23 protein-coding genes are annotated in these 19,978 nt (G+C 68.2%); 3 read left to right on the forward strand and 20 right to left on the reverse strand.

All coding sequences use genetic code 11. The features are described 5' to 3' along the window. Positions 1-104 precede the first annotated feature (104 nt). The 15 genes from HMPREF3115_RS10895 to HMPREF3115_RS10965 all read right to left on the reverse strand — a co-directional run bounded on the left by HMPREF3115_RS10895 (position 105) and on the right by HMPREF3115_RS10965 (position 12,393). Positions 105-1,238, reverse strand: coding sequence for a porin (locus HMPREF3115_RS10895; protein ID WP_006407282.1), 1,134 nt, complete (start codon positions 1,236-1,238; stop codon positions 105-107). A gap of 274 nt (positions 1,239-1,512) precedes the next feature. After that, the gene (locus HMPREF3115_RS10900) at positions 1,513-2,178 is read right to left on the reverse strand and encodes a response regulator (protein ID WP_070554380.1); all 666 of its coding nucleotides are present in this window, start codon (positions 2,176-2,178) and stop codon (positions 1,513-1,515) included. Between the two features lie 13 nt (positions 2,179-2,191). Then, positions 2,192-3,559: a sensor histidine kinase gene (locus HMPREF3115_RS10905; RefSeq protein ID WP_053296651.1), complete on the reverse strand. Its 1,368-nt coding sequence runs from the start codon at positions 3,557-3,559 to the stop codon at positions 2,192-2,194. An 85-nt stretch (positions 3,560-3,644) separates the two neighbouring features. Further along, on the reverse strand, positions 3,645-4,502 hold the full coding sequence (locus tag HMPREF3115_RS10910; RefSeq protein ID WP_006407285.1) for an ABC transporter permease: 858 nt from the start codon (positions 4,500-4,502) through the stop codon (positions 3,645-3,647). A 16-nt stretch (positions 4,503-4,518) separates the two neighbouring features. Continuing rightward, the gene (locus tag HMPREF3115_RS10915; RefSeq protein ID WP_070554382.1) at positions 4,519-5,316 is read right to left on the reverse strand and encodes an ABC transporter ATP-binding protein; all 798 of its coding nucleotides are present in this window, start codon (positions 5,314-5,316) and stop codon (positions 4,519-4,521) included. Between the two features lie 107 nt (positions 5,317-5,423). Next, positions 5,424-6,428 (reverse strand): ABC transporter substrate-binding protein, encoded by a 1,005-nt coding sequence (locus HMPREF3115_RS10920; RefSeq protein WP_070554384.1) that lies wholly within the window; start codon positions 6,426-6,428, stop codon positions 5,424-5,426. A gap of 198 nt (positions 6,429-6,626) precedes the next feature. Further along, the gene (gene fliR / locus HMPREF3115_RS10925; protein ID WP_006411157.1) at positions 6,627-7,409 is read right to left on the reverse strand and encodes a flagellar biosynthetic protein FliR; all 783 of its coding nucleotides are present in this window, start codon (positions 7,407-7,409) and stop codon (positions 6,627-6,629) included. 23 nt (positions 7,410-7,432) lie between these two features. After that, on the reverse strand, positions 7,433-7,705 hold the full coding sequence (fliQ, locus tag HMPREF3115_RS10930; RefSeq protein ID WP_006401718.1) for a flagellar biosynthesis protein FliQ: 273 nt from the start codon (positions 7,703-7,705) through the stop codon (positions 7,433-7,435). Positions 7,706-7,721: 16 nt separating this feature from the next. Further along, positions 7,722-8,483 carry a flagellar type III secretion system pore protein FliP gene (gene fliP / locus HMPREF3115_RS10935; protein WP_006411163.1) on the reverse strand — a complete coding sequence of 254 codons (762 nt, stop codon included), beginning with the start codon at positions 8,481-8,483 and terminating at the stop codon, positions 7,722-7,724. Between the two features lie 41 nt (positions 8,484-8,524). Then, positions 8,525-9,100, reverse strand: coding sequence for a flagellar biosynthetic protein FliO (gene fliO, locus HMPREF3115_RS10940; protein WP_070554386.1), 576 nt, complete (start codon positions 9,098-9,100; stop codon positions 8,525-8,527). After that, positions 9,097-9,576 carry a flagellar motor switch protein FliN gene (gene fliN / locus HMPREF3115_RS10945; RefSeq protein WP_006407291.1) on the reverse strand — a complete coding sequence of 160 codons (480 nt, stop codon included), beginning with the start codon at positions 9,574-9,576 and terminating at the stop codon, positions 9,097-9,099. Before fliN ends, fliO begins: the two co-directional genes overlap by 4 nt. After that, the gene (gene fliM, locus HMPREF3115_RS10950; protein ID WP_006401714.1) at positions 9,569-10,567 is read right to left on the reverse strand and encodes a flagellar motor switch protein FliM; all 999 of its coding nucleotides are present in this window, start codon (positions 10,565-10,567) and stop codon (positions 9,569-9,571) included. The genes fliN and fliM overlap by 8 nt, the downstream gene beginning before the upstream one ends. A gap of 22 nt (positions 10,568-10,589) precedes the next feature. Beyond that, the gene (gene fliL / locus HMPREF3115_RS10955) at positions 10,590-11,120 is read right to left on the reverse strand and encodes a flagellar basal body-associated protein FliL (RefSeq protein ID WP_045593759.1); all 531 of its coding nucleotides are present in this window, start codon (positions 11,118-11,120) and stop codon (positions 10,590-10,592) included. Between the two features lie 78 nt (positions 11,121-11,198). Continuing rightward, positions 11,199-11,921, reverse strand: a complete 723-nt coding sequence (locus HMPREF3115_RS10960) for an LrgB family protein (RefSeq protein WP_006401712.1) — start codon at positions 11,919-11,921, stop codon at positions 11,199-11,201. A gap of 25 nt (positions 11,922-11,946) precedes the next feature. After that, positions 11,947-12,393: a CidA/LrgA family protein gene (locus HMPREF3115_RS10965; protein ID WP_006401711.1), complete on the reverse strand. Its 447-nt coding sequence runs from the start codon at positions 12,391-12,393 to the stop codon at positions 11,947-11,949. Between the two features lie 139 nt (positions 12,394-12,532). Between HMPREF3115_RS10965 and HMPREF3115_RS10970 the strand changes: the two genes are divergently transcribed. Beyond that, the gene (locus HMPREF3115_RS10970) at positions 12,533-13,459 is read left to right on the forward strand and encodes a LysR family transcriptional regulator (RefSeq protein ID WP_006401710.1); all 927 of its coding nucleotides are present in this window, start codon (positions 12,533-12,535) and stop codon (positions 13,457-13,459) included. A gap of 88 nt (positions 13,460-13,547) precedes the next feature. On the opposite strand, the gene HMPREF3115_RS10975 is transcribed toward HMPREF3115_RS10970, so the two are convergent. Together HMPREF3115_RS10975 and HMPREF3115_RS10980 are read right to left on the reverse strand one after the other, a co-directional pair. Next, on the reverse strand, positions 13,548-15,110 hold the full coding sequence (locus HMPREF3115_RS10975; protein ID WP_006401709.1) for a DHA2 family efflux MFS transporter permease subunit: 1,563 nt from the start codon (positions 15,108-15,110) through the stop codon (positions 13,548-13,550). 160 nt (positions 15,111-15,270) lie between these two features. After that, complete coding sequence (locus HMPREF3115_RS10980) at positions 15,271-15,759, reverse strand: MarR family winged helix-turn-helix transcriptional regulator (RefSeq protein WP_006407293.1); 489 nt, start codon at positions 15,757-15,759, stop codon at positions 15,271-15,273. A gap of 164 nt (positions 15,760-15,923) precedes the next feature. Between HMPREF3115_RS10980 and HMPREF3115_RS10985 the strand changes: the two genes are divergently transcribed. Next, the gene (locus HMPREF3115_RS10985; protein ID WP_006407294.1) at positions 15,924-16,208 is read left to right on the forward strand and encodes a hypothetical protein; all 285 of its coding nucleotides are present in this window, start codon (positions 15,924-15,926) and stop codon (positions 16,206-16,208) included. Positions 16,209-16,403: 195 nt separating this feature from the next. Further along, positions 16,404-17,987: an efflux transporter outer membrane subunit gene (locus tag HMPREF3115_RS10990; protein ID WP_070554387.1), complete on the forward strand. Its 1,584-nt coding sequence runs from the start codon at positions 16,404-16,406 to the stop codon at positions 17,985-17,987. Positions 17,988-18,032: 45 nt separating this feature from the next. Here HMPREF3115_RS10990 and HMPREF3115_RS10995 read toward each other — a convergent pair whose 3' ends face one another. The 3 genes from HMPREF3115_RS10995 to gspL all read right to left on the reverse strand — a co-directional run. After that, entirely contained in the window at positions 18,033-18,821 is a 789-nt protein-coding gene (locus HMPREF3115_RS10995; RefSeq protein ID WP_070554389.1) for a type II secretion system protein N, read from the reverse strand. A 31-nt stretch (positions 18,822-18,852) separates the two neighbouring features. Further along, positions 18,853-19,359 (reverse strand): type II secretion system protein GspM, encoded by a 507-nt coding sequence (gspM, locus tag HMPREF3115_RS11000; protein ID WP_070554393.1) that lies wholly within the window; start codon positions 19,357-19,359, stop codon positions 18,853-18,855. Beyond that, positions 19,356-19,978 (reverse strand): type II secretion system protein GspL (gspL, locus tag HMPREF3115_RS11005; RefSeq protein ID WP_070554391.1); only part of this gene is annotated, 623 nt, incomplete at its 5' end. The genes gspM and gspL, both read right to left, overlap by 4 nt.

The following is a 19,978-nucleotide window of genomic DNA, read 5'->3' on the forward strand; positions in this document are numbered from 1 at the left end:
GACGAAAAAGGCACGACCGGTGCAATACGCCGGCGTGCCTGTATCGACAATCGCGGAGCCGCGCGCGGGCACGGCACGACGGCCGGCCCTGCGCGAAGCAGCAATCAGAATCGCGTCCGAATACCCGTCGTCAGTTCGAGCTGGTTGTTCGAGCCGAACGTCGACGCGACCTTATACCCGCCGTGCAGCTTCATATAGTCGCCGGCTAGATACAGCTCGGTGCGCTTGCTCAGGTGATAGAACACGGACGCGTACAGCGTCTCCTTGAAGCCGTTGCCGACGCCGTTGGTCAGGCTGAACGCGCCGAGGTTCGCGTTCGGCGTGAAGCCGTCCGCGTTGTACGCGGCGTTCTTGACGCGCATCTGCTGATAGCCGAGTTCGTAGTCGAGCGGGCCCTGCGGCGCGACCTTCAGCGACACGGTCCATGCGTTGTCGTGGCGCTGGCCGAGCGAACCCTGATCGCCGTTGTAGCGGAAGTAGCCGGCGTTCACGCGCACGATGCTGAAGGTATAGTTGCCGCCGACCGAGAACGTCTGGTTTCGAAAGCCGCCATGGTTTACGTGGCTGTAGAAACCCGACACGTTGAACGGGCCGCCGTTATAGCCGAGCGCGGCCTGGTACGCGGAGCCGGTCGCGAACGCGGTCGAGTTGCTGAACTGATAGCCGGCGCTCGCGAAGATGCCGTTCGAGAACAGCTTCTTCCACGCGATCCCGTTGTTGTAACGCGTGCCGGTCGGGCCGGCCGCGTAGAAGATCATCTGCTTGAAGTTGTTCGAGTTCGTCCAGCCGCCTTCTTCGGTGCTGAGCTTCGCGGCGCCGTAGGCGTCGCCGTAGATCGCCGCCGCGTCACGCGCGATCGTGTTCTGGAAACCGGCCGTCAGCTTGCCGAAGCGCTCGTCCTCGACGCCGACCCATGCGTCGCGGTCGAAGATCTGGCCTTCGTCTTCCATCTGGCCGTTCGCGACCACGTATTCGCTTTCGAGCCGGAAGAGGATCTTCGTGCCGCCGCCGATGTCTTCCGCGCCCTTGAGCCCCCAGCGGCTGCCGCTGAACCACGGCTCGCCGTCGTTGCCCATGCCGATCACGTGCTTGCCGTTCGCATCCGCGTGCGTGCGATAAGTCGGAAAGCTCAGGTCCATCAGGCCGTAGAGCTGCACGCTGGACTGCGCATACGCGCCGGTCGCGGCGCACAGGCCGGCCGCCGCGATGGAAAGGGTCAGGGTTTTGCGTTTCAACATCGTCTCCTCCGAGCTGCCGCATCGAAATTCGGTTATTGGTATCCCTAATGGATGCCCGCACATGCCGGTCGCTGCGAGTCGACCGACGCGCATCATCGTAGAGCGCGCAATCCTTCACGCCGCTTTCCCGGTTGCCGTGCACGAATGGGTGAAAACACCGAGCGCGTGCATGCCGCTCACGGTTTAGTCGATGATTGGGATGCGAATCGATGCGAAGCGGAGGCGCGGCCGGAACGCGGCGCACTGCAGGCGCGGGCCCCCGCGCGAGGAACGCTCAGGCCGTGCCGGCCTTCGCGCGAAGGATGTAACCGAGCCCGCGCAGCGTGATGATCTCTGCGCTGCTCGCGGCCAGATGCTTGCGCAACCGATGAATGTAGATGTCGATCGCGTCCGCGCTCGGTTCGTCGTCGAGCGCGAACACGCTGTCCATCAGCCGCGCCTTCGACACGGTCTTGTTCTGCTGCAGCATCAGCGTTTCGAGGATCGCATGCTCGCGCCGGCGCAGCATGAGCGGCGCGTCGCCGCAGCGGAATTCGCGCGTGCCGAACGCATAGACGAGGTCGCCGCACACGAGCTGCGTCGAGCCGACGCCGGCCTGCCGCCGGATCAGCGCGACGAGCTCGCGCGATTCGAACGGCTTGACGACGTAGTCGTCGGCGCCGGCGCCGAAGCAGTCGACCTTGTCATCGACGGACCCGTGCGCGGTCAGCATCAGCACCGGCACGTTGTCGTTGCGGCGCCGCAGCCGCGCGAGCACCTCCTTGCCGCTGATGCCCGGCAGCCGCATGTCGAGCAGCACCGCGTCGTAGCGCTCGGTCTTCAGCACGGTGTCCGCGCGTTCGCCGTCGCCGACGCAGTCGACGGCGAAATCCTCGCCGCGCAACAGGTTCACGATCCAGTGCGCGAGTTCGGCGTTGTCTTCGACCAGCAGGAGTTTCATCGCAGCGTTCTCTTCAATCGTACGCAGGCAGCCGCACCGTCACGACGACGCCGCGGTTGCCGGGGCCCGGCGCGAGCGTCGCGCTGCCGCCGTGCGCCTGCGCGATCTCGCTGACGATCGCGAGGCCGAGCCCCGAGCCCTCCGTGTCGGACGACACGCGGTAGAAGCGCTTGAACACGTGCGGCCGCGCTTCCGCCGGAATGCCGGGGCCGTCGTCGATCACGTCGAGCACGACCGTGTCGCCGTCGCGTCGCGCGGCCACGGTCACACAGCCGCCCGGTTGCGTGTAACGCACCGCATTGTCGACGAGATTCGTCACGAGTGCACTCAGCAGGCTGCCGCTGCCCGCGACGTCGAGCCGCTCGCCGAGCTCCGCGCCGAGATCGATGTCGCGCCGCTGCGCGAGCACGATCGTCTCCTCGAGCACGCTCGACACGAGCGCGGCCAGATCGACGCGCTGCGTCAGCAGCGTCGACGGCGTCGCTTCCGCATGCGCGAGCAGCAGCAGCTTGTCGGTCACGTCGGCCATCTTGCGGCTGCTGCGCTGCATGCTGTCGAGCACCGACGCGAGTTCGCGATCGTCGTGCCCGCGCTGCTGCGCGTACTGGATCTGCGTGTCGAGCACCGCGATCGGCGTACGCAACTGGTGCGCCGCATCGGCGATGAAGCGCCGCTGCGTCGCCGTGTGTGTGTTCAGCCGCGCGATGCACTGATTGATCGCGTCGACGATCGGCCGCAGCTCATGCTGCAATCGCTCCGGACGGATCGGCTCCAGCTCCATCGGCCCGCGATCGGCGACATCGTCCTTCAGCTTCATCAGCGGCCGCAGCTCGAACGTGAGGCCGAGATAGACGAGCACGACCGCGAGCACCAGCATCAGCGCGAGCCGCACGAGCTGCGGCCGCCAGATCGTCGCGACCATCGCGCTGCGCGAGCGCGTCGTCTTCGCGACGACGACCGTCACCGTATCGACCTGGCCTTCGTCGTACAGCTGGCGGTCGTAGGCAACGGCGCGCAAGCGCGTGCCGTCGAGCGTCGTGTCGTACGCGATGGGCTCCGCGCCGTGCCGCGCGACGACGTCGAGCGCGGGATTGCCGGCCAGCAGACGGCCGTCGCTGTCGATCACCTTGTAGAACACCGAATCGCGCGACGGCGATTCGAAGATTTCGAGCGCGGCGGGCGGCACGTCGGCGACCGGCAGTCCGTTGCGCCACTCGATGTCCTCGCCGATCGTGCGTGCGGACGCGACGAGCGTGCTGTCCTGCACGAGATCGGCGGTGCGCCGCGCGGCGTCGTAGGCCATCGCGGCCGCGATCAGCACGAACACCGCGAGCGGCAGCAGCAGCCACCACAGCAGCCGTCCGCGCAGGCTGTGCGCCATCGATCGTCGCTCCTTGTGCTCGAAACGCCGCCGCGCCGGGGTGGCCGGCGCGGTGGCGGTGTCGTGTTCTACGTGACGGCGGCGCTCAGAATGCGGCGGGGCGCCACTTCAGCAGCCGTTTCTCGACCCAGGTGAGCAGATAGTCGGCGGCCAGCGCGACCACGGCCAGCACGATCATCGCCGCGAACACGCCGCTCGCGTTGAACGCACCCTGGGCGGTGGAGATTAGCAGGCCGATCCCCTGTTTGGAACCCAGGAATTCGCCGACCACCGCGCCGACGAGCGCGAAGCCGAAGCTCACGTGCAGGCTCGCGAGAATCCAGCTGAGCGCGGACGGAATCACGACGGCCGTCGTGATCTGCCGGCGCGACGCGCCGAGGATCTGCGCGTTCGCGATCAGGTAGCGGTCGGCTTCGCGCACGCCCTGGAACGCGTTGCCGAACACGACGAAGAACACCATCACGACCGCGAGCGCGATCTTCGACGCCATCCCGAGGCCGAGCGCGATCACGAACACCGAGCCGAGCACGACGCGCGGAATCGAGTTGGCGATCTGGATGTACAGCCCGAACACGTCGGCCATCAGCTTGTTGCGGCCGAGCACGATCCCGCAGATCACGCCGGCGACCGACCCGATCAGGAAGCCGATCGCGGTCTCCTCGAGCGTGACCCAGACCTGCGTGAGCAGCGGGCCCTGCGAGGTGCCGTTCACGAACCAGTCGCGGATCTGGTCGAAGATCAGCGACGGCATCGAGAAGAAGAACGGATCGATCCACTTCAGCCGCGCGGCGAGCTCCCAGCCGCCAAGCACGACGACGAGTACGGCGATCCGCAGCGTGACGATCAGCGTGCGCCGGCGGCGCAGCCGGCGTTGCGCGGCGCGCTCGTCGTCCTCGAGGGACGTCGCCGGCAGGGCGGTGGGGGGAAGCGTCATGTCGGTCATGCTCCTGTCCTTGCTGTCAGCCGATCTGCACTTCTTCGCGCAGGTCGTGCCAGATGTCCTTCGAAATCTCGATGAAGCGTGCGTCGTAGCGCACCTCCGACATGACGCGCGGGCGCGGCAGGTCGATCGAATACACGCGCTTGAGCGTCGCCGGGCGTGCAGTCAGCACGAACACGCGATCGGCGAGCGCGATCGCTTCCTCCAGATCGTGCGTGACGAACACGACCGATCCCTTGTTCGCGGACCAGAGCTGCAGCAGCTCGTCCTGCATCAGCGTGCGCGTCTGCATGTCGAGCGCGGAGAACGGCTCGTCCATCAGCAGGATCTCCGGCTGATTGATGAAGGTCTGCGCGAGCGCGACGCGCTTGCGCATCCCGCCGGAGAGCTGATGCGGGTAGTGCTTGGTGAACTTGTCGAGGCCGACCTTGCGGATCCATTCCTCGGCCTGCGCATACGCGACGTCCTTCGAGCGGCCGCGAAACAGCGGGCCGGCCGCGACGTTCTCGATCACGTTGCGCCACGGGAATACGGCGTCGGCCTGGAACACGAAGCCGATGCGCGGATCGATGCCGTCGACCGGGCGGCCCATCACGCGCACTTCGCCCGAGGCGGGCTTGAGCAGCCCGGTGATCAGGTTCAGTGTCGTCGACTTGCCGCAGCCGGTCGGCCCGACGATCGCGATGAACTCGCCGCGCGCGACGCTCATGCTGAACTCGCGCAGCGCGACGGTCGCCTTGCCTTCCGGTGAAATGAAGCGGCACGACACGTTGCGAAACTCGATCGCCGGCGTGCTCGCGGAAACTGCCTGGTTCATCGCATAGTCCTGCGCGTGAAGAGGGCGCCGAGGCGGCGCCTGGCCGGCCAGCCGGGCCGGAACGGCGCGCGCGACGGCGCTCGGGCCGCCCGCGCGCGAACCTGCGTCTATTTCGCGGCGACGAATTCGTTCGTGTAGGTGCGCGCGAGATCGATGTGCTTGCCCTTCACCGACGGATTGAACGCGGACAGTACCTTCAGCACTGTCGCCGGGCCGTCGGCCGGCATCTTGCCGTCGGCGGTGTACATCGGCAGCGACGCCTTCAGCGCAGCGACGTACAGCGCCTTGTCCTTCTGGTAGTCGGCCGGCATCTTCGCGGCGATTTCCTCCGCGCTGTGCGTGTGGATGAACTGCATCGTCTTCGCGAACGCGTGCGCGAGCCTGGTCGCCTGCGCCTTGTGCGAATCGGCCCACGCGGACTGCACGTAGAGGCTCGCGGCCGGATAGGTGCCGCCGAGCGCCGCGCGCGTGCCGTCCACGGTGCGCATGTCGACCAGCACCTTCGCGTCGCCCATCTTTTCGAGCGCGGACACGGTCGGCTCGGTCGTCATCCCGGCGTCGATGCGTCCCTGCTTGATCGCGGCGATGAAGCTCGCGTCGGCGCCGACCGGCAGCATCGTGTACTGCGTCGACGGCACGCCGTGCTGCAGCGCCAGATACTGCGTGAGGAAGCTCGTCGACGAGCCGAGGCCCGTCACGCCGAGCGTCTTGCCCTTCGCGTCGGCCATCGACTTGAACGTCGGCGCGGCCTTCGTCGACACCATCTCGACCTCGCCCGGCACCTGGCCGAACACGGCGATCGCCTTCACGTCCTTGCCCTTGCTCTGCAGGTCGATCGTATGGTCGTAGAAGCCGACGACGGCCTGCACGGCGCCCGCGAGCAGCTCGTTCTCCGCGTCGACGCCGGCCGGCTGCGACAGCAGCTCGACGTCGAGCCCTTCGGCCTTGAAGTAGCCGAGTTCCTGCGTGAGGCGCGCGGGCAGATAGATCAGCTTCGCGATCCCGCCGACCATGATGGTGATCTTGCCGCCGTCGTCGGCGAGGGCGGGGTGCGCGGCGAGCGCGCAGCTCAGGCTGACTGCGACGGCGAGGGTGCGCAGGATGGGTCGCATCGGGTTGTCTCCGTTCGTTGTATTCGTGTGGCGCGATGCTTGCTGCATCGTCGCATCGAGTATAGGAACGCGAAACCTTCCGCAACCTTTCACGGGGGCGCGATTCGTTTAGGGGTTTTCCAGCAATTGGGGGCACCGGTGCGGTCGAGCGGCCGGCCGGCGGCGCCAAGCGCGTCGCATTCGCCGCCCCTCACCGCCTCAACGCCACCCCAGCACGACGCGCCCAATCGCGTCGAGCCCCATGTCGAACAGCCGCGACACGAACGGCACGAGGTTCGGCACCATCAGTTGCACGAGCAACAGCCCGACCAGCATCGTGACCGGAAAGCCGACCTGGAACACGCCGATCTGCGGCGCCGCACGGTTCAGAATCCCGAGCGCCAGGTTCGCGATCAAGAGCGCCGCGACGACCGGCAGCGCGAGCAGCAGCCCCATCCCGAACACGGTCGCGCCGAACGCCGCGAGCGTGCGCCAGCCCGGCGCGTGCAGCAGATCGGCCGATACCGGCAGCGACTGGAACGACGCGGTCAACGCGGCCAGCACCTGCAGATGCCCGTCCACCGCGAGAAACGCGAGCATCGCGACCGCGTTCAGAAACCGGCCCATCACGGGCGTCGCGCCGCTCGAATGCGGATCGAAGAAGGTCGCGAAGCCAAGCCCCATCGACAGCCCGATGAAGTCGCCGGCCGCCTCGACGGCCGCGAACACGATCTGCATCGTGAACCCCATCGCGGTGCCGATCAGAAACTGCGTGACGACGATCCAGATACCCTGCGCGGAAAACACGGTGACGGCCGGCATCGGCCCGAGCGTCGGCGCGACGATCAGCGCCATGAACGCGGCGACGCCGATCTTCACGCGCGCGGGCACCGACGCGTGTCCGACCACCGGCGCGGTCGCGACGAGCGCGAGCATCCGCACGAACGGCCACAGGAACGCGGTCAGCCAGCCGTTGAGCTGCGCATACGTAACGGAAAACATCCGAACCGGCCGCCGCGCGCCGCTCAGCCGGCGCCGAGCGTCGCGACGTGCAGCAGCGTCTGCCGCAGGTAGTCGAGCATCGTCGTCAGCATCCACGGGCCGGCGATCACCAGCGTCGCGGCGACCGCGAGCAGCTTCGGAATGAACGACAGCGTCGCTTCGTTGATCTGCGTCGCGGCCTGGAACAGGCTCACGACGAGGCCGACCGCGAGCGCGACCAGCAGCAGCGGGGCGGCGAGCAGCAGGCCGACCATCATCGCCTGGTGCGCGAGCGTCATTACCTGTTCGGGCGTCATTGCGGGCCTCCGTCGCTTACGTGAAGCTCTGCGCGAGCGAGCCGATCAGCAGCTGCCAGCCGTCGACCAGCACGAACAGCATCAGCTTGAACGGCAGCGACACGGTGGACGGCGACACCATCATCATCCCCATCGACATCAGCACGCTCGCGACGACCATGTCGATGATCAGGAACGGGATGAAGATCGTGAAGCCGATCTGGAAGCCCGTCTTCAGCTCGCTCGTGACGAACGCGGGCACCAGCAGCGACAGCGGCACGTCCTCGGGGCCCTGCATCGGCGCGGCCTTCGAGATCTTCGCGAACAGCGCGAGATCGGTCTCGCGGGTCTGCTTCAGCATGAAGCCCTTGAACGGCGCGACGCCGCGCTGCACGGCCTGTTCCATCGGCAGCGTGCCGTCCGAGAACGGTTTGTAGCCGTCGGTGTACGCGCGGTCGAGCACCGGCGACATCACGAAGAACGTGAGGAACAGCGCGAGGCCGACGAGCACCTGGTTCGGCGGCGTCGTCGCGGTGCCGAGCGCCTGGCGCAGCAGCGACAGCACGATGATGATTCGCGTGAAGCCCGTCATCATCAGCACCATCGCCGGCAGGAACGACAGCATCGTGAGCAGCAGCATCGTCTGCACGCTCAGCGAATAGGTCGTGCCGCCGTTCGGGCCCGGGCTCGCGTTGAACGCGGGCAGGCCGGCCGCCTGCGCGCACGCAAGCGCGGGGGCGAGGCCGAGAAGCAGCGCAGGCGCGATGCGCGCGGCGCGGCGCAGGAAGACGTGGTTCATCGGATTACAGAAAGAGGGAACAGCGACGGCACGCGCGCATGTCAGCGCTCCTTGCCGCGGCCGAGGCGCTTCGCGGCTTCGCCGGCGAGCGCGTCGCGAAAGCGCGCACCGAACGATGCGCCGTTGACAGACAGGTCGCCCGTGCCAGGCGCATCGCGTCCGGACGGCGCGGCACCGGCGGGTGCCTCCACCGGCGCGGCTGCCGCGGAACCGGCCGGCAGCGTATGCAGCAGCCGCACATTGCCGGGCGCGACGCCGAGCACAAGCCACGTATCGCCGATCTCGACGATCGTCGCGCTTTCCTTCGCGCCGACCGCGACGCTCGATACGACCTTCAGCGGGCCGCCGCGCCGTGCCGGCTGGAAGCCGAAGCGACGCGCGAGCCAGGCGCAGCCGAACACGAGGCCGATCACGACCGCGAGCCCGACGAGCGTCTGCAGCACCGCGCCGACGCCGAGCGACGGCGCGGCCGAACCGACCACCACACTCGACGCGATCGCGCCCGCGTGATTGACGGCGTTCAGATCGGCGCCGCACGCCGGCATGCCGACGGCCGACGCCGCACAGGCGGCCGCGGCCGCGAACGCAGCGCGGCGGCCGGACGGCGCGACGCTCATCGATTCAGCTTCCGGATGCGTTCGGACGGCGTGATGATGTCGGTCAGCCGGATCCCGAACTTGTCGTTGACGACGACGACCTCGCCCTGCGCGATCAGGCAGCCGTTCACGAGCACGTCCATCGGCTCGCCGGCGAGCCCGTCGAGCTCGACGACCGAGCCCTGCGCGAGCTGCAGCAGGTTGCGGATCGCGATCTTGGTGCGGCCGAGCTCCACGGTCATCTTGACCGGGATATCGAGAATCATCTCGATGTCGTTGTGCGTCGAGCTGGCCGCGGCCTTCGACAGCGGCTGGAACACGCCCGCGCCCGTGGCGCCGGCCTGCACCGGCTGCTGGTTCTGCTCGGCGAGCGCCGCGGCCCAGTCGTCCATTGCCGGATCGGCGTCGGCCGCCTGCTGCGCGCCCGCGGAGTCCGCCAGCGCGGCATCGGCGAGCGCCTGCGGGTCGAGTTCCGGCGTCGGGTTCAGCTCAGTCATATCCACCTTCCTTCATCGTGTCGCTCGCGCTGATCATCTTCTGCACGCGCAGCGCATATTGGCCATTGAAAATCCCGTAGCCGCATTCCATCACCGGCACGCCGTCGACCTTCGCGGTGATCGTGTCCGCGATGTCGAGCGGCAGCACGTCGCCCGCGCGCAGGTTCAGGATCTTCTCGAAGGTCGTCGGGATCTCGGCGAGATCCGCGGTCAGCTCGACTTCGGCGGCCTGCACCTGCTGCGACAGTACGCGTACCCAGCGGCGGTCGACTTCGAGCGCCTCGCCCTGGATCGGCGAGCTCAGCACGTCGCGGATCGGCTCGATCATCGAATAGGGCATGCAGATGTGCAGCGTGCCGCCGGTCGGCCCGAACTCGATCGAGAACTGCGTGACGATCACGATCTCGTTCGGCGTCGCGACGTTCGCGAACTGCGTGTGCATTTCCGAGCGGACGAATTCGAACTGCAGCGGCCGCACGCTCTTCCACGCGACCGTGTAGTGCTCGAACACGAGGTTCAGCAGCTTGCCGATGATGCGCTGCTCGGTCGCGGTGAAGTCGCGCCCCTCGACGCGCGTATGAAAGCGCCCGTCGCCGCCGAACAGGTTATCGACGACGAAGAACACGAGGTTCGGATCGAACACGAACAGCGACGTGCCGCGCAGCGGCTTCACGTGCACGAGGTTCAGGTTCGTCGGGATCGGCAGGTTGCGCGTGAATTCGCTGTACTTCTGCACCTTCACCTGGCTGACGGAGATTTCCGCCGTGCGCCGCATGAAGTTGAAGATGCCGATCCGCAGCAGGCGCGCGAAACGGTCGTTGATGATCTCGAGGCCGGGCATCCGGCCGCGGACGATCCGCTCCTGCGTCGCGATGTTGTACGGGCGCACGCCCGCCGTGTCGCGCTCTTCGTCGACCGTGTCGGATTCGCCCGTGACGCCTTTGAGGAGGGCATCGACCTCCTCCTGCGACATGAATTCTTCGTGGCCCATGCGCGCTCCTTTCGCGGCCGCGTTACTGGACAACGAATTCGGTAAACAGCACGTCGTCGACCTTCGTGCGCTGGTTGCCGGGCTGCGTCGGCTCCTCGATCAGGTTGCGCAGCTGCTGCGCGAGCGCCTGCTTGCCGTCGGGCGTCGCGATGTCCTCGGGATGCTTGTTCGACAGCGCGAGCAGCACGCGGCTGCGGATCTCCGGCATCCGGGCGGTCAGCTGCTCCTGCGCCTTCGGGTCGGTGAGCTTGAGCGACAGCCCGACGCGCAGGTAATGCTGGACGCCGTCGTCGGACTGCAGGTTCACGGTCAGCGGATCGAGCGGGAAGAACACGGGCGCGGCAAGCGGCGCCGGCTCGGCGCTCGCGTGGGTCGCGCCCTGCCGGCCCATGAACACGTACATGCCGGCCGCGGCAGCCGCGGCCGCGCCGAGCGCGATGACGGCGATCAGCGCGATGCGCTTGAACTTGCCGGACGAAGCCGGTTTGTCGGCGGGCGGATTTGCGGTCGTGGAGGCCATGTGAATGCGTGCGTGATGACTCGTAGCATGCATTGTTCGGCATCCGGGCCGCGCCCGATGGGCGGAAAAGAGGGGGGATTTGCGGCTATCTCAGCCGATTGTCGGCGCGCGTCAGATCGGCAGCCGCGACAGCAGCGGCGCGATCAGCACCATCGCGACGCCCGCGATCATCATCGTGAGGCTCGACACGACACCTTCCTCGCTGCCGATCTCGCGCGCCTTCGCGGTGCCGACGCCGTGCGCGGCCGCACCGAACAGCGCGCCGCGCGCGAGCCGCGTGCGCATCGGCACGAGCGCGAGCACGATCTCGCCGAGCAGCATCCCGCAGATGCCGGTCGCGATCACGAACAGCGCGGTCAGGTCCTTCGGCGCGTGGATCTTGTCGGACACCGCGAGCGCGAACGGTGTCGACACCGAGCGCGTCATCAGCGAGCGCTGCAGCTCCGGCGACAGGTGCAGCAGCTTCGCGAGCAGCAGCGAGCCGCATACGCCCGCGCCGATCCCGACCGCGACGCCCACCGACAGCGACAGCCAGTGCCGGCGGATCAGGTCGCGATAGTCGTAGATCGGCACCGCGAACGCGATCGTCGCGGGGCCGAGCAGCCACATCAGCCAGCGCGTGTCGCGGAAATACACCGAATACGGAATGCCGGTCAGCAGCACGAGCAGCACCAGCACACCCGGCACGAACACGAGCGGCGAGAACAGCAGCGTCTTCTTGTACGCGTAGAGCCGCTTCGACGCGAAATACAGCGCGACGGTCAGCACGAAGCAGCCGAACGAGATCGCGGCGTTCACGCGATCGGCGGGCAGGTTCGACAACGCGGCAAACATGACGGGCTCCGGTTCGCTGAGGGCGTTACGCGCGTGCGCGGCGGCGTTCGGCGTACACGCGCTGCACGACGAAGCGGCGTTCGAGCCGTGCGGCGAGATCGACCGCCACGGCCACCGCGACCATCACGAACGCGGTGCCCGCGACGACGACCAGCGCGAGCCGCCAGCCGTCCTCGCGGAACAGGCCGCCGTACTGGACCGCCGCGACGGCGGCCGGCACGAAGAACAGCAGCATGTCGGACAGCAGCCAGTTCGCGCCGTCCTTCACCCACGTCGGTGCGACGCGGCCGGAGAACAGCAGCACGAGCAGCACCGCGAGGCCGATCACGCCGGACGGTACCGGCAGCCCGACCGCGCGCACTGCCCAATCGACCGCCAGCCACAGCACGCCGAGCGCGGCGGCCTGCAGTGCGATGCGTCCGGCATGCGCGGCACCGGCGGGACGGGCGGGAACGGCGGTCGGTCGATTCATGGCTGGGCTCACATACAGAAATTTCTAGGATGTCGCAAGTATAGGATTCCCTCATCCATAAATAAAATGACTTGTCTCTATTCTTATCATTCCGATTCGGAATTCATTCGTTCATTTGCACCATTTTGGGGAGTCGCCGATGGAATTGCGCGCGCTGCGGTACTTCATCGAGGTCGTCCGCCAACAGAGCTTCACCGCGGCCGCCGACAAGCTGTTCGTCACGCAGCCGACCATCAGCAAGATGGTGAAGGCGCTCGAGGACGAGATCGGCTCGCCGCTGCTGCTGCGCGACGGCCGGCAGATGGTGCTGACGGACGCCGGGCGGATCGTGTTCCAGCGCGGGCAGGACGTGCTCGCCGCGCAGGCGCAACTGCAGTCGGAGCTGAACGACCTGGGCACGCTCGGCCGCGGCGAGCTGACGATCGGCATTCCGCCGCTCGGCGGGTCGCTGTTCACGCCGATCATCGCCGCGTACAAACAGCGCTATCCGAACATCGAGCTGAAGCTGTTCGAGCAGGGCGCGCGGATGATCGAGGCGGCGCTGATGTCGGGCGAGCTGGAGCTCGGCGGGCTGCTCGAGCCGGTCGATCCGGCCACGTTCGAGCGGCTGCCGATGGTGCGCGCGCCGCTCTGGCTCGTCGCACCGCGCGAATCGCGCTGGGAGGACCACGCGGCCGTGCCGCTCGCGGATCTCGCGCGCGAATCGTTCGTCTTCTATGCGGAAAGCCTTGCGCTGCACGACGCGGTGCTCGACGCCTGCCGGCAGGTCGGCTTCACGCCGTCGATCGTGAGCCGCAGCGGGCACTGGGATTTCATGGCCGCGCTCGTGCATGCGGGCGTCGGCATCGCGCTGCTGCCGGAGCCGTACTGCCGGCGGCTCGATGCGGGGCAGTTCACGTGCCGGCCGATCGTCGAACCGGAGATCACGTGGGCGATCGCGCTCGGCTGGGTGAAGAAGGGCTATCTGTCGCACGCGGCGCGCGCGTGGCTCGAGGTCGCGCGCGCGACGCTGCCGATCGCGCCGGGCGACGATCTGGCGTTCGGCGGCTTGCGGGCGAGGGAGTGACGCGGTTCGATTTGGATTCGAACCGACTTTGGCCGAAGCGACGCCACCGTCCGGACGACACGGGACACGTCCCGCGGGCGATGAACCGTCAATGCCCCATCGCCGGCCCCGCGCCCTTCTTCGGCTTCGTGATCCACACGAGCGCCGCGAGCGCGACGAACACGATCGCCGACAGGTGGAAGAAGTCGTTGGTCGCCATCATGAAGCCCTGCTGCGTGACGATCTGGTTCAGTTGCGCATTCGCGGTCTGGCCGACGACGCCGAGCTGCGCCAGCGCGCCCTGATAGTCGGTCGTGTTCTGCGCATAGACGCTCACCGATTCGGCGAGCCGCGCGTGGTGGTAGATCGCGTCGTTCTCCCAGAACGTCGAGCTGACCGCGGTGCCGATCGCGCCCGACAGCGTACGCAGGAAGTTCGACAGGCCCGAGGCGCTCGCGAGCCGCTCGTCGGGGATGCTCGAGAGCGTGATCGTCGTCATCGGCACGAAGAAGCACGCGACGCCGATCCCTTGCACGAGCCGCGGCAGGATCACGTGGTTGAACGGCACGTCGAGCGTAAACGTCGAGTTCCATACCGATACGATCGCGAACACGATGAAGGCGAAGCTGGCGACCATCCGCAGGTCGAGCCGGTGCATGTTGCGGCCGATCAGCGGCGACAGCACGAGCGCGAGCAGCCCGACGGGCGCGGTCGCGAGGCCGGCCTTGCCGGCCGTGTAGCCCATCACGGTCTGCAGCCACAGCGGGAAGATCACGACCGAGCCGAAGAACGCCATGAAGCCGAACGAGATGATCAGCGCGCCGAGCGCGAAGTTGCGATCCTTGAACAGCGTGAGGTCGACCACCGGCTCCTTCTCGGTCGCTTCCCAGACGAGCATGAACGCGAGCGACACGACCGCGATCAGCGCCAGCGCGACGATGAACGACGAACTGAACCAGTCGCGGTCCTTGCCGAGGTCGAGCATCATCTGCAGGCACGACACGCCGATCACGAGCAGCGCGAGCCCGACCGCGTCGATCCGCTGTTTCGTCGTCTTGGTCTCGCGGCCGCGCAGCAGGAAGAACGCGCAGGTCGCGGAGAAGATCCCGATCGGCAGGTTGATGTAGAAGATCCACGGCCATGTGTAGTTGTCACTGATCCAGCCGCCGAGCAGCGGGCCGAAGATCGGCGCGACGATCACCGTCATCGCCCATAGGCCGAGCGCGAGCCCGCGCTTCGCGGGCGGATAGCTGCGCATCAGGATCGTCTGCGACAGCGGCACCATCGGCCCCGACACGAGGCCCTGCAGCAGCCGGAACGCGATCAGCGTCTCGAAGTTCGACGCAAGGCCGCAAAGCGCCGACGCGATCGTGAACGCGAGCACCGACAGCGTGAACAGCCGCACTTCACCGACGCGCCGCGCAAGCCAGCCCGTCAGCGGCACCGCGATCGCGGAGGCGACCGAATACGACGAAATCACCCACGTCCCTTCGCTGGTCGCGACGCCGAGGCTGCCCGAAATCGTCGGCACCGCGACGTTCGCGATCGACGTGTCGAGCACTTCCATGAACGTGCCGAGCGCGAGCCCGACGGTGAGCAGCGCGAGGGCGCCGCCGGACAGCGGCGCCGGTTCGGCGGCAGGGGACGCGGCGGATGCCGTGGTGGCGGACATCGGAATCTCCTAGGATCGGCTCGCGCCCGCAGCGCAGCAACGCGCGGCGGGGCGGAGCGGCAGGCGGCGGAAGACGGGCATATGTCGCGTCATCTTCTGCCCAGACAGAGAAATAAGCGAACGTTTAATCGGAACAATCGAGCGCAAGCGACCCTCCGCGTCAGTCGTGCCCGTCGTCGGGTTTCGGACAGCCGGCCGGGCCGGGCCCGTTCTCGATGAAGCGCTGCAGCAGCCCGGTCAGCGTCGCGAGTTCGTCGGTGGAAAAACCGGCGAGCTGCGCGTTCAGCGCGGTCGCGATCAGCGAGGGCAGCGCGCGCGCGGCGTCGGCGCCGCGCTCGGTCAGCGCCAGCTCGATCATGCGGCGGTCCTGCTCGCTGCGCGAACGCGCGACGAGTCCCTTGCGCTCGAGGCGATCGAGCATGCGCGTCATCGAGCCGCTGTCGTATGCCATCTTGCGCGACAGCTCGAACGGCGTGCGCGCATAGCCGCGCGACAGCAGCAGGATCACGCCGATCTGCTGCGCGGTGAGATCGAACGGCTCGAGCGCACGATCCATCCGCTCGAACAACACCTGACGCGCCTTCGTCAGGTAGTAGCCGAGACTGGTTTCCAGCTCGATGGAGTCGGGATCGTAGAGGCCGCCAGCCATGCGTTCGCGCGCAGCAAGAGTGCGTTTCAGGTCAAAACGCGCCCAGTATCTTGAAAATTGCTTGCATAGTCAATATTATTTCAGGCAACCAGTTACGACGTGCATGTTGCACTGCCGGAGACTATGTTCTGACCGATCCGCCCGCTTTGCCGGGCACCCCGAGGATGTTCGCGATGCTGTTCCTGAAAAATGCCGCCGGCGCGCTGCGCCGCACCCTGACCGATACCGCTCATCACGTGTTCTCCGGGCCGCACCGCGGCTGGAAGATCGCACTGTACGTAGCGATGCTGGTCTTGCCGGGCGGCTCGCTCGCGGCGCTCGGGTTCGCATGGTTCGATCATCGGCGGCAGCGCAACGCGAAGGGCGCATCGCGCCGCACGCCCGGGCGCGCGGCAACGGAGCCGCCGTCATGGCGGCTCGCCGCCCAGCCGCTGCCCGTGCGCCGCTGACGCCGGTCCCGCAAGCGATCCGTAATGGCCGGTAAACCGGTCGCCCGCGCCGGTAACACATTCCTGTCGTCGCGCACCGTACCCTAACGGCTGCGCAGGCTCCCCGCCGTCAGTTACCATTTGTCCGCCAGCGGCATGACGTCCGCACCGCGCGGCGCCGCTCGCGGCCCGTTGCGCCCAGACAGGAAAAATACGATGCCGTACGCCCCACTCCCGCGCGCCCTCCGCCCGCTGAGCGCCGCCGTCGCCGTCGCGACGGCCGTGCTGCTCGCCGGCTGCGCCGTCGGGCCCGATTACCACCGCCCCGATACGTCGATTCCGGCCGCGTTCAAGGAAGCGCCCGCCGGCTGGAAAGTCGCACAGCCTGCCGACCGAGCCGATCGCGGCCCGTGGTGGACCGTCTACGACGATCCGCAGCTGAACGCGCTGATCGACAAGCTGAACGCGTCGAACCAGACGATCGCGCAATCGGCGGCCGCCTACCGCCAGGCGCGCGCGCTCGTCAGCGAGGCGCGCGCCGCGTATTTCCCGACCGTCGGCCTGAGCGCGTCCGGCTCGCGCGCGCGCACGCCGCGCTCGTCGTTCTCGTCGGGCACCTCGTCGTCGTTCGGCAGCAGCACGTCGGGATCGATCAACAACAGCTACAGCGTCGGCCTCGATGCGAGCTGGGAACCCGATCTGTGGGGCAAGGTGAGCCGCACCGTCAGCGCACAGCGCGCCGGCGAAGCGGCGGCCGCGGCCGATCTCGCGAATGCGCGGCTGTCGCAGCAGGCGCTGCTCGCGCAGACCTACTTCCAGCTGCGCACGTCCGATGCGCTGCAGAAGCTGCTCGACGAAACCGTGCAGTCGTACCGGCAATCGCTGCAGCTCACGCAAAACCAGTATGCGCAGGGCGTCGCCGCGCGCGCGGACGTGATCCAGGCGCAGACGCAGCTGCAAAGCGCGCAGGCCGCCGCGATCGACAACGGCGTCGCGCGCGCGCAGTACGAGCATGCGATCGCGACGCTGATCGGCGAGCCCGCGTCGACGTTCTCGCTGCCGCCGATGCCGCTCGCGGCCGAGCCGCCCGTCACGCCGGTCGACGTGCCCTCCACGCTGCTCGAACGCCGGCCCGACATCGCGGCGGCCGAACGCCGCGCGGCGGCCGCGAACGAGCAGATCGGCGTCGCGATCTCCGCGTTCTTCCCGACGCTCACGCTGTCGGCGAGCGGCGGTTTCGAAAGCTCGGTCTGGTCGCAGCTGTTCACGCTGCCGGCGCGTTTCTGGACCGTCGGCCCGCAGCTCGCGGCGACGCTGTTCGACGCGGGGCTGCGCGCCGCGCAAACGCAGGCCGCGCGCGCAACCTACGATCAGGACGTCGCCGCATACCGGCTCGCGGTGCTGAGCGCGTTCCAGGACGTCGAGGACAACCTCGCGTCGCAGCGGATTCTCGCGCAGGAAATCGACGTGCAGCGACAGGCGGTCGAGAGCGCCGAGCATGCGCTCGCGATCGTCACGAACCAGTACAAGGCCGGCACCGTCGCCTATCTGAACGTGCTGACCGCGCAGACTACGGCCTTCACCGCGCGCCAGAAGCTCGCGACGATCACCGGGCAGCGGATGGTGTCGTCGGTCGCACTCGTGAAGGCGCTCGGCGGCGGCTGGAACGTGTCGGATATCGCGCGCGAGACGGGCGACATGGCGGCGCCGCCGGCCGTGCCGGCATCCGGTGCAGCCGCTGCGTCGGCCGTATCGGCCGTGTCCGCTGCGCCCGCCGCCGGCATGCTCGCGCGCCAATAAGTCACCGCAATCGGCAGGCCGCGCCGCACCGCGTGCGGCGCTCGCTCAGCGCATCGCGCCGCCGTAGATCAACGACACCTGGCCGTTGCCGATCGGGCGGCCGAGCAGGTTCAGCAGGCCCGCAAGGTTCGCCTGCTGTTCGGGCGCCGCGTGCGCGGTGCCGCGAAACGCGCCGCTGCCGGGCCCGAACGTACCGTGCCCGTCGAGAAACAGCGGGCCCTGCGTCGTCGTCAGATCGAGATCGGCGCCCGTGCCTTTCGCCTGCAGCACCGCGCGGTACGAGCCGAGCGGCTTCACGCGCGACACGCGCGAACTCATCCCGTCGATCGTCACCGTCAGCTGGCCGAATGCATTGCGGCCGATCAGCCGCCAGTCGGTCCAGCCGAGCCGCACGTCGCCCTGCAGATCGAGCGTATTGAACGGCGTGCCGAGCCCCGCGAGCAGCGACGCGGGCACCGCCATCGCGCCGGCCGACAGCACGGCGCCGCGCCACGTCGCGTCGAGCGTCACGGGCTGCGGCATCGCATCGGTCTGGCGCAGACGCATCTGCACGCGCCCGGTCAGCAGCGGCCAGAAGCGCGTCGTCCATTCGACGCGGCCCGGCAGCAGCGTCGATGCGCTCTGGTCCGCGCCGGGCGCGAGCATCAGCGTGGCCGAACCGTGCCACAGCGAGCCGGCCGGATCGACGAGGTTCACATGACCACCGGTCGCGCGCGCGAACTGCGGCGCGATCCACGCGGCCGGCGCGAGCGCGATCAGCGTGAGCGCCGTCGCGAGCGCACCGACCGCGACCCACGGCAGCACGGCGACGAGCCGCATCGTCCATCGGTTCATCGAGCGCCCGCCGCTTGCATTGCCGCTGTCCTCATTTCGGCATCGACGGCTGCATCACGGCCGTCAGGTCGACCTGGCCGTCTTCCTTCAACGCGCTCACGTGCGCCTCGCCGCCCTGCGCCTTCAGTTGCCGGCGCACGTCGTCGAGCCACTGCGTCCACGCGGGGAACGACACGTTCTTCATCTGGATCTGCACGCCGTTGCCGACGATCTGCACCTGCGCGCCCGGCAGCCCGTGATCGGACAGCGACGCGGCGAGCGCATCCTTCAGCGCGAGACCCGTCGGCGCGACGCCCTGCGCGGCGGCCGTCAGCGACTTCGCTTCGTTCGCCTGCGCGGTCATCTGCGCGAGTTCGCGGCGCATCGTCGGCAGCTCGCGTTCGATGCGCGCGCGACCTTCCTGCGCGGGCGACCACAGCACCGAATAGGCGATCGCGACGGCCAGCACGGCGCCGCCCCAGCCGAGCAGCGTCTTTTCGCGCGGCGTGCGCTCGCCCCAGAACTGGGTCAGCGCCTGAGTCAGTCGTTCGGTGTTCATGAGCGGCTCCGGATCGTCCATTTGCCCGTGTTGCTGTCGACTTCGCCGGCCAGCCCGTTGCGCGCGAGGCGTTGCGGGAAGTCGGGATCGACCTTGACCTCCGGCTTGAAGCCGACGTCGAGCCGCCGGTCGTGATAGTCGAGCGACGCGATGCCGTTCAGCGGCAGCGCACCCATCGAACGCGCGAGTCCGCTCGACAATGCGAGGAAGTCGTTCGGCGACAGCTCGCCGGCCGCGAGGCGCAACTGGTCGAGCTGCCGCTGCATCTGCGCGGGCGGATCGAGCACCGTCGTCGTCTTCGGGAAGGCAGACAGCAGCGTTTCGGTGATTTGCGCCGACAGCGCATCGCGTTCGCGCGACAGCTTCCACCAATGCAGATTCATCCCGATCACCGCGATGGCGAGCGTCGCCGCCGCGAGCGCGATCGGCAGGCGCAGGCGCTTCAGCGTCGCGCGGTCGAAACGCCACGGCTGCGACTCGAATTCGAACTGGCAGAGGTCGAAGCGCTCCGCGAGCGCCCGGCGCGCGAATGCGTCGAACGACAGCGGCATCGCGCCGGGCAGCAGCGGGGCGCCGCCCGCGCGGCCGGACGACGCGACGCGCGGTTCCGCACCGGGCT

The organism is Burkholderia sp. HMSC10F09, assembly GCF_001806955.1.
GTDB lineage: Bacteria > Pseudomonadota > Gammaproteobacteria > Burkholderiales > Burkholderiaceae > Burkholderia > Burkholderia multivorans.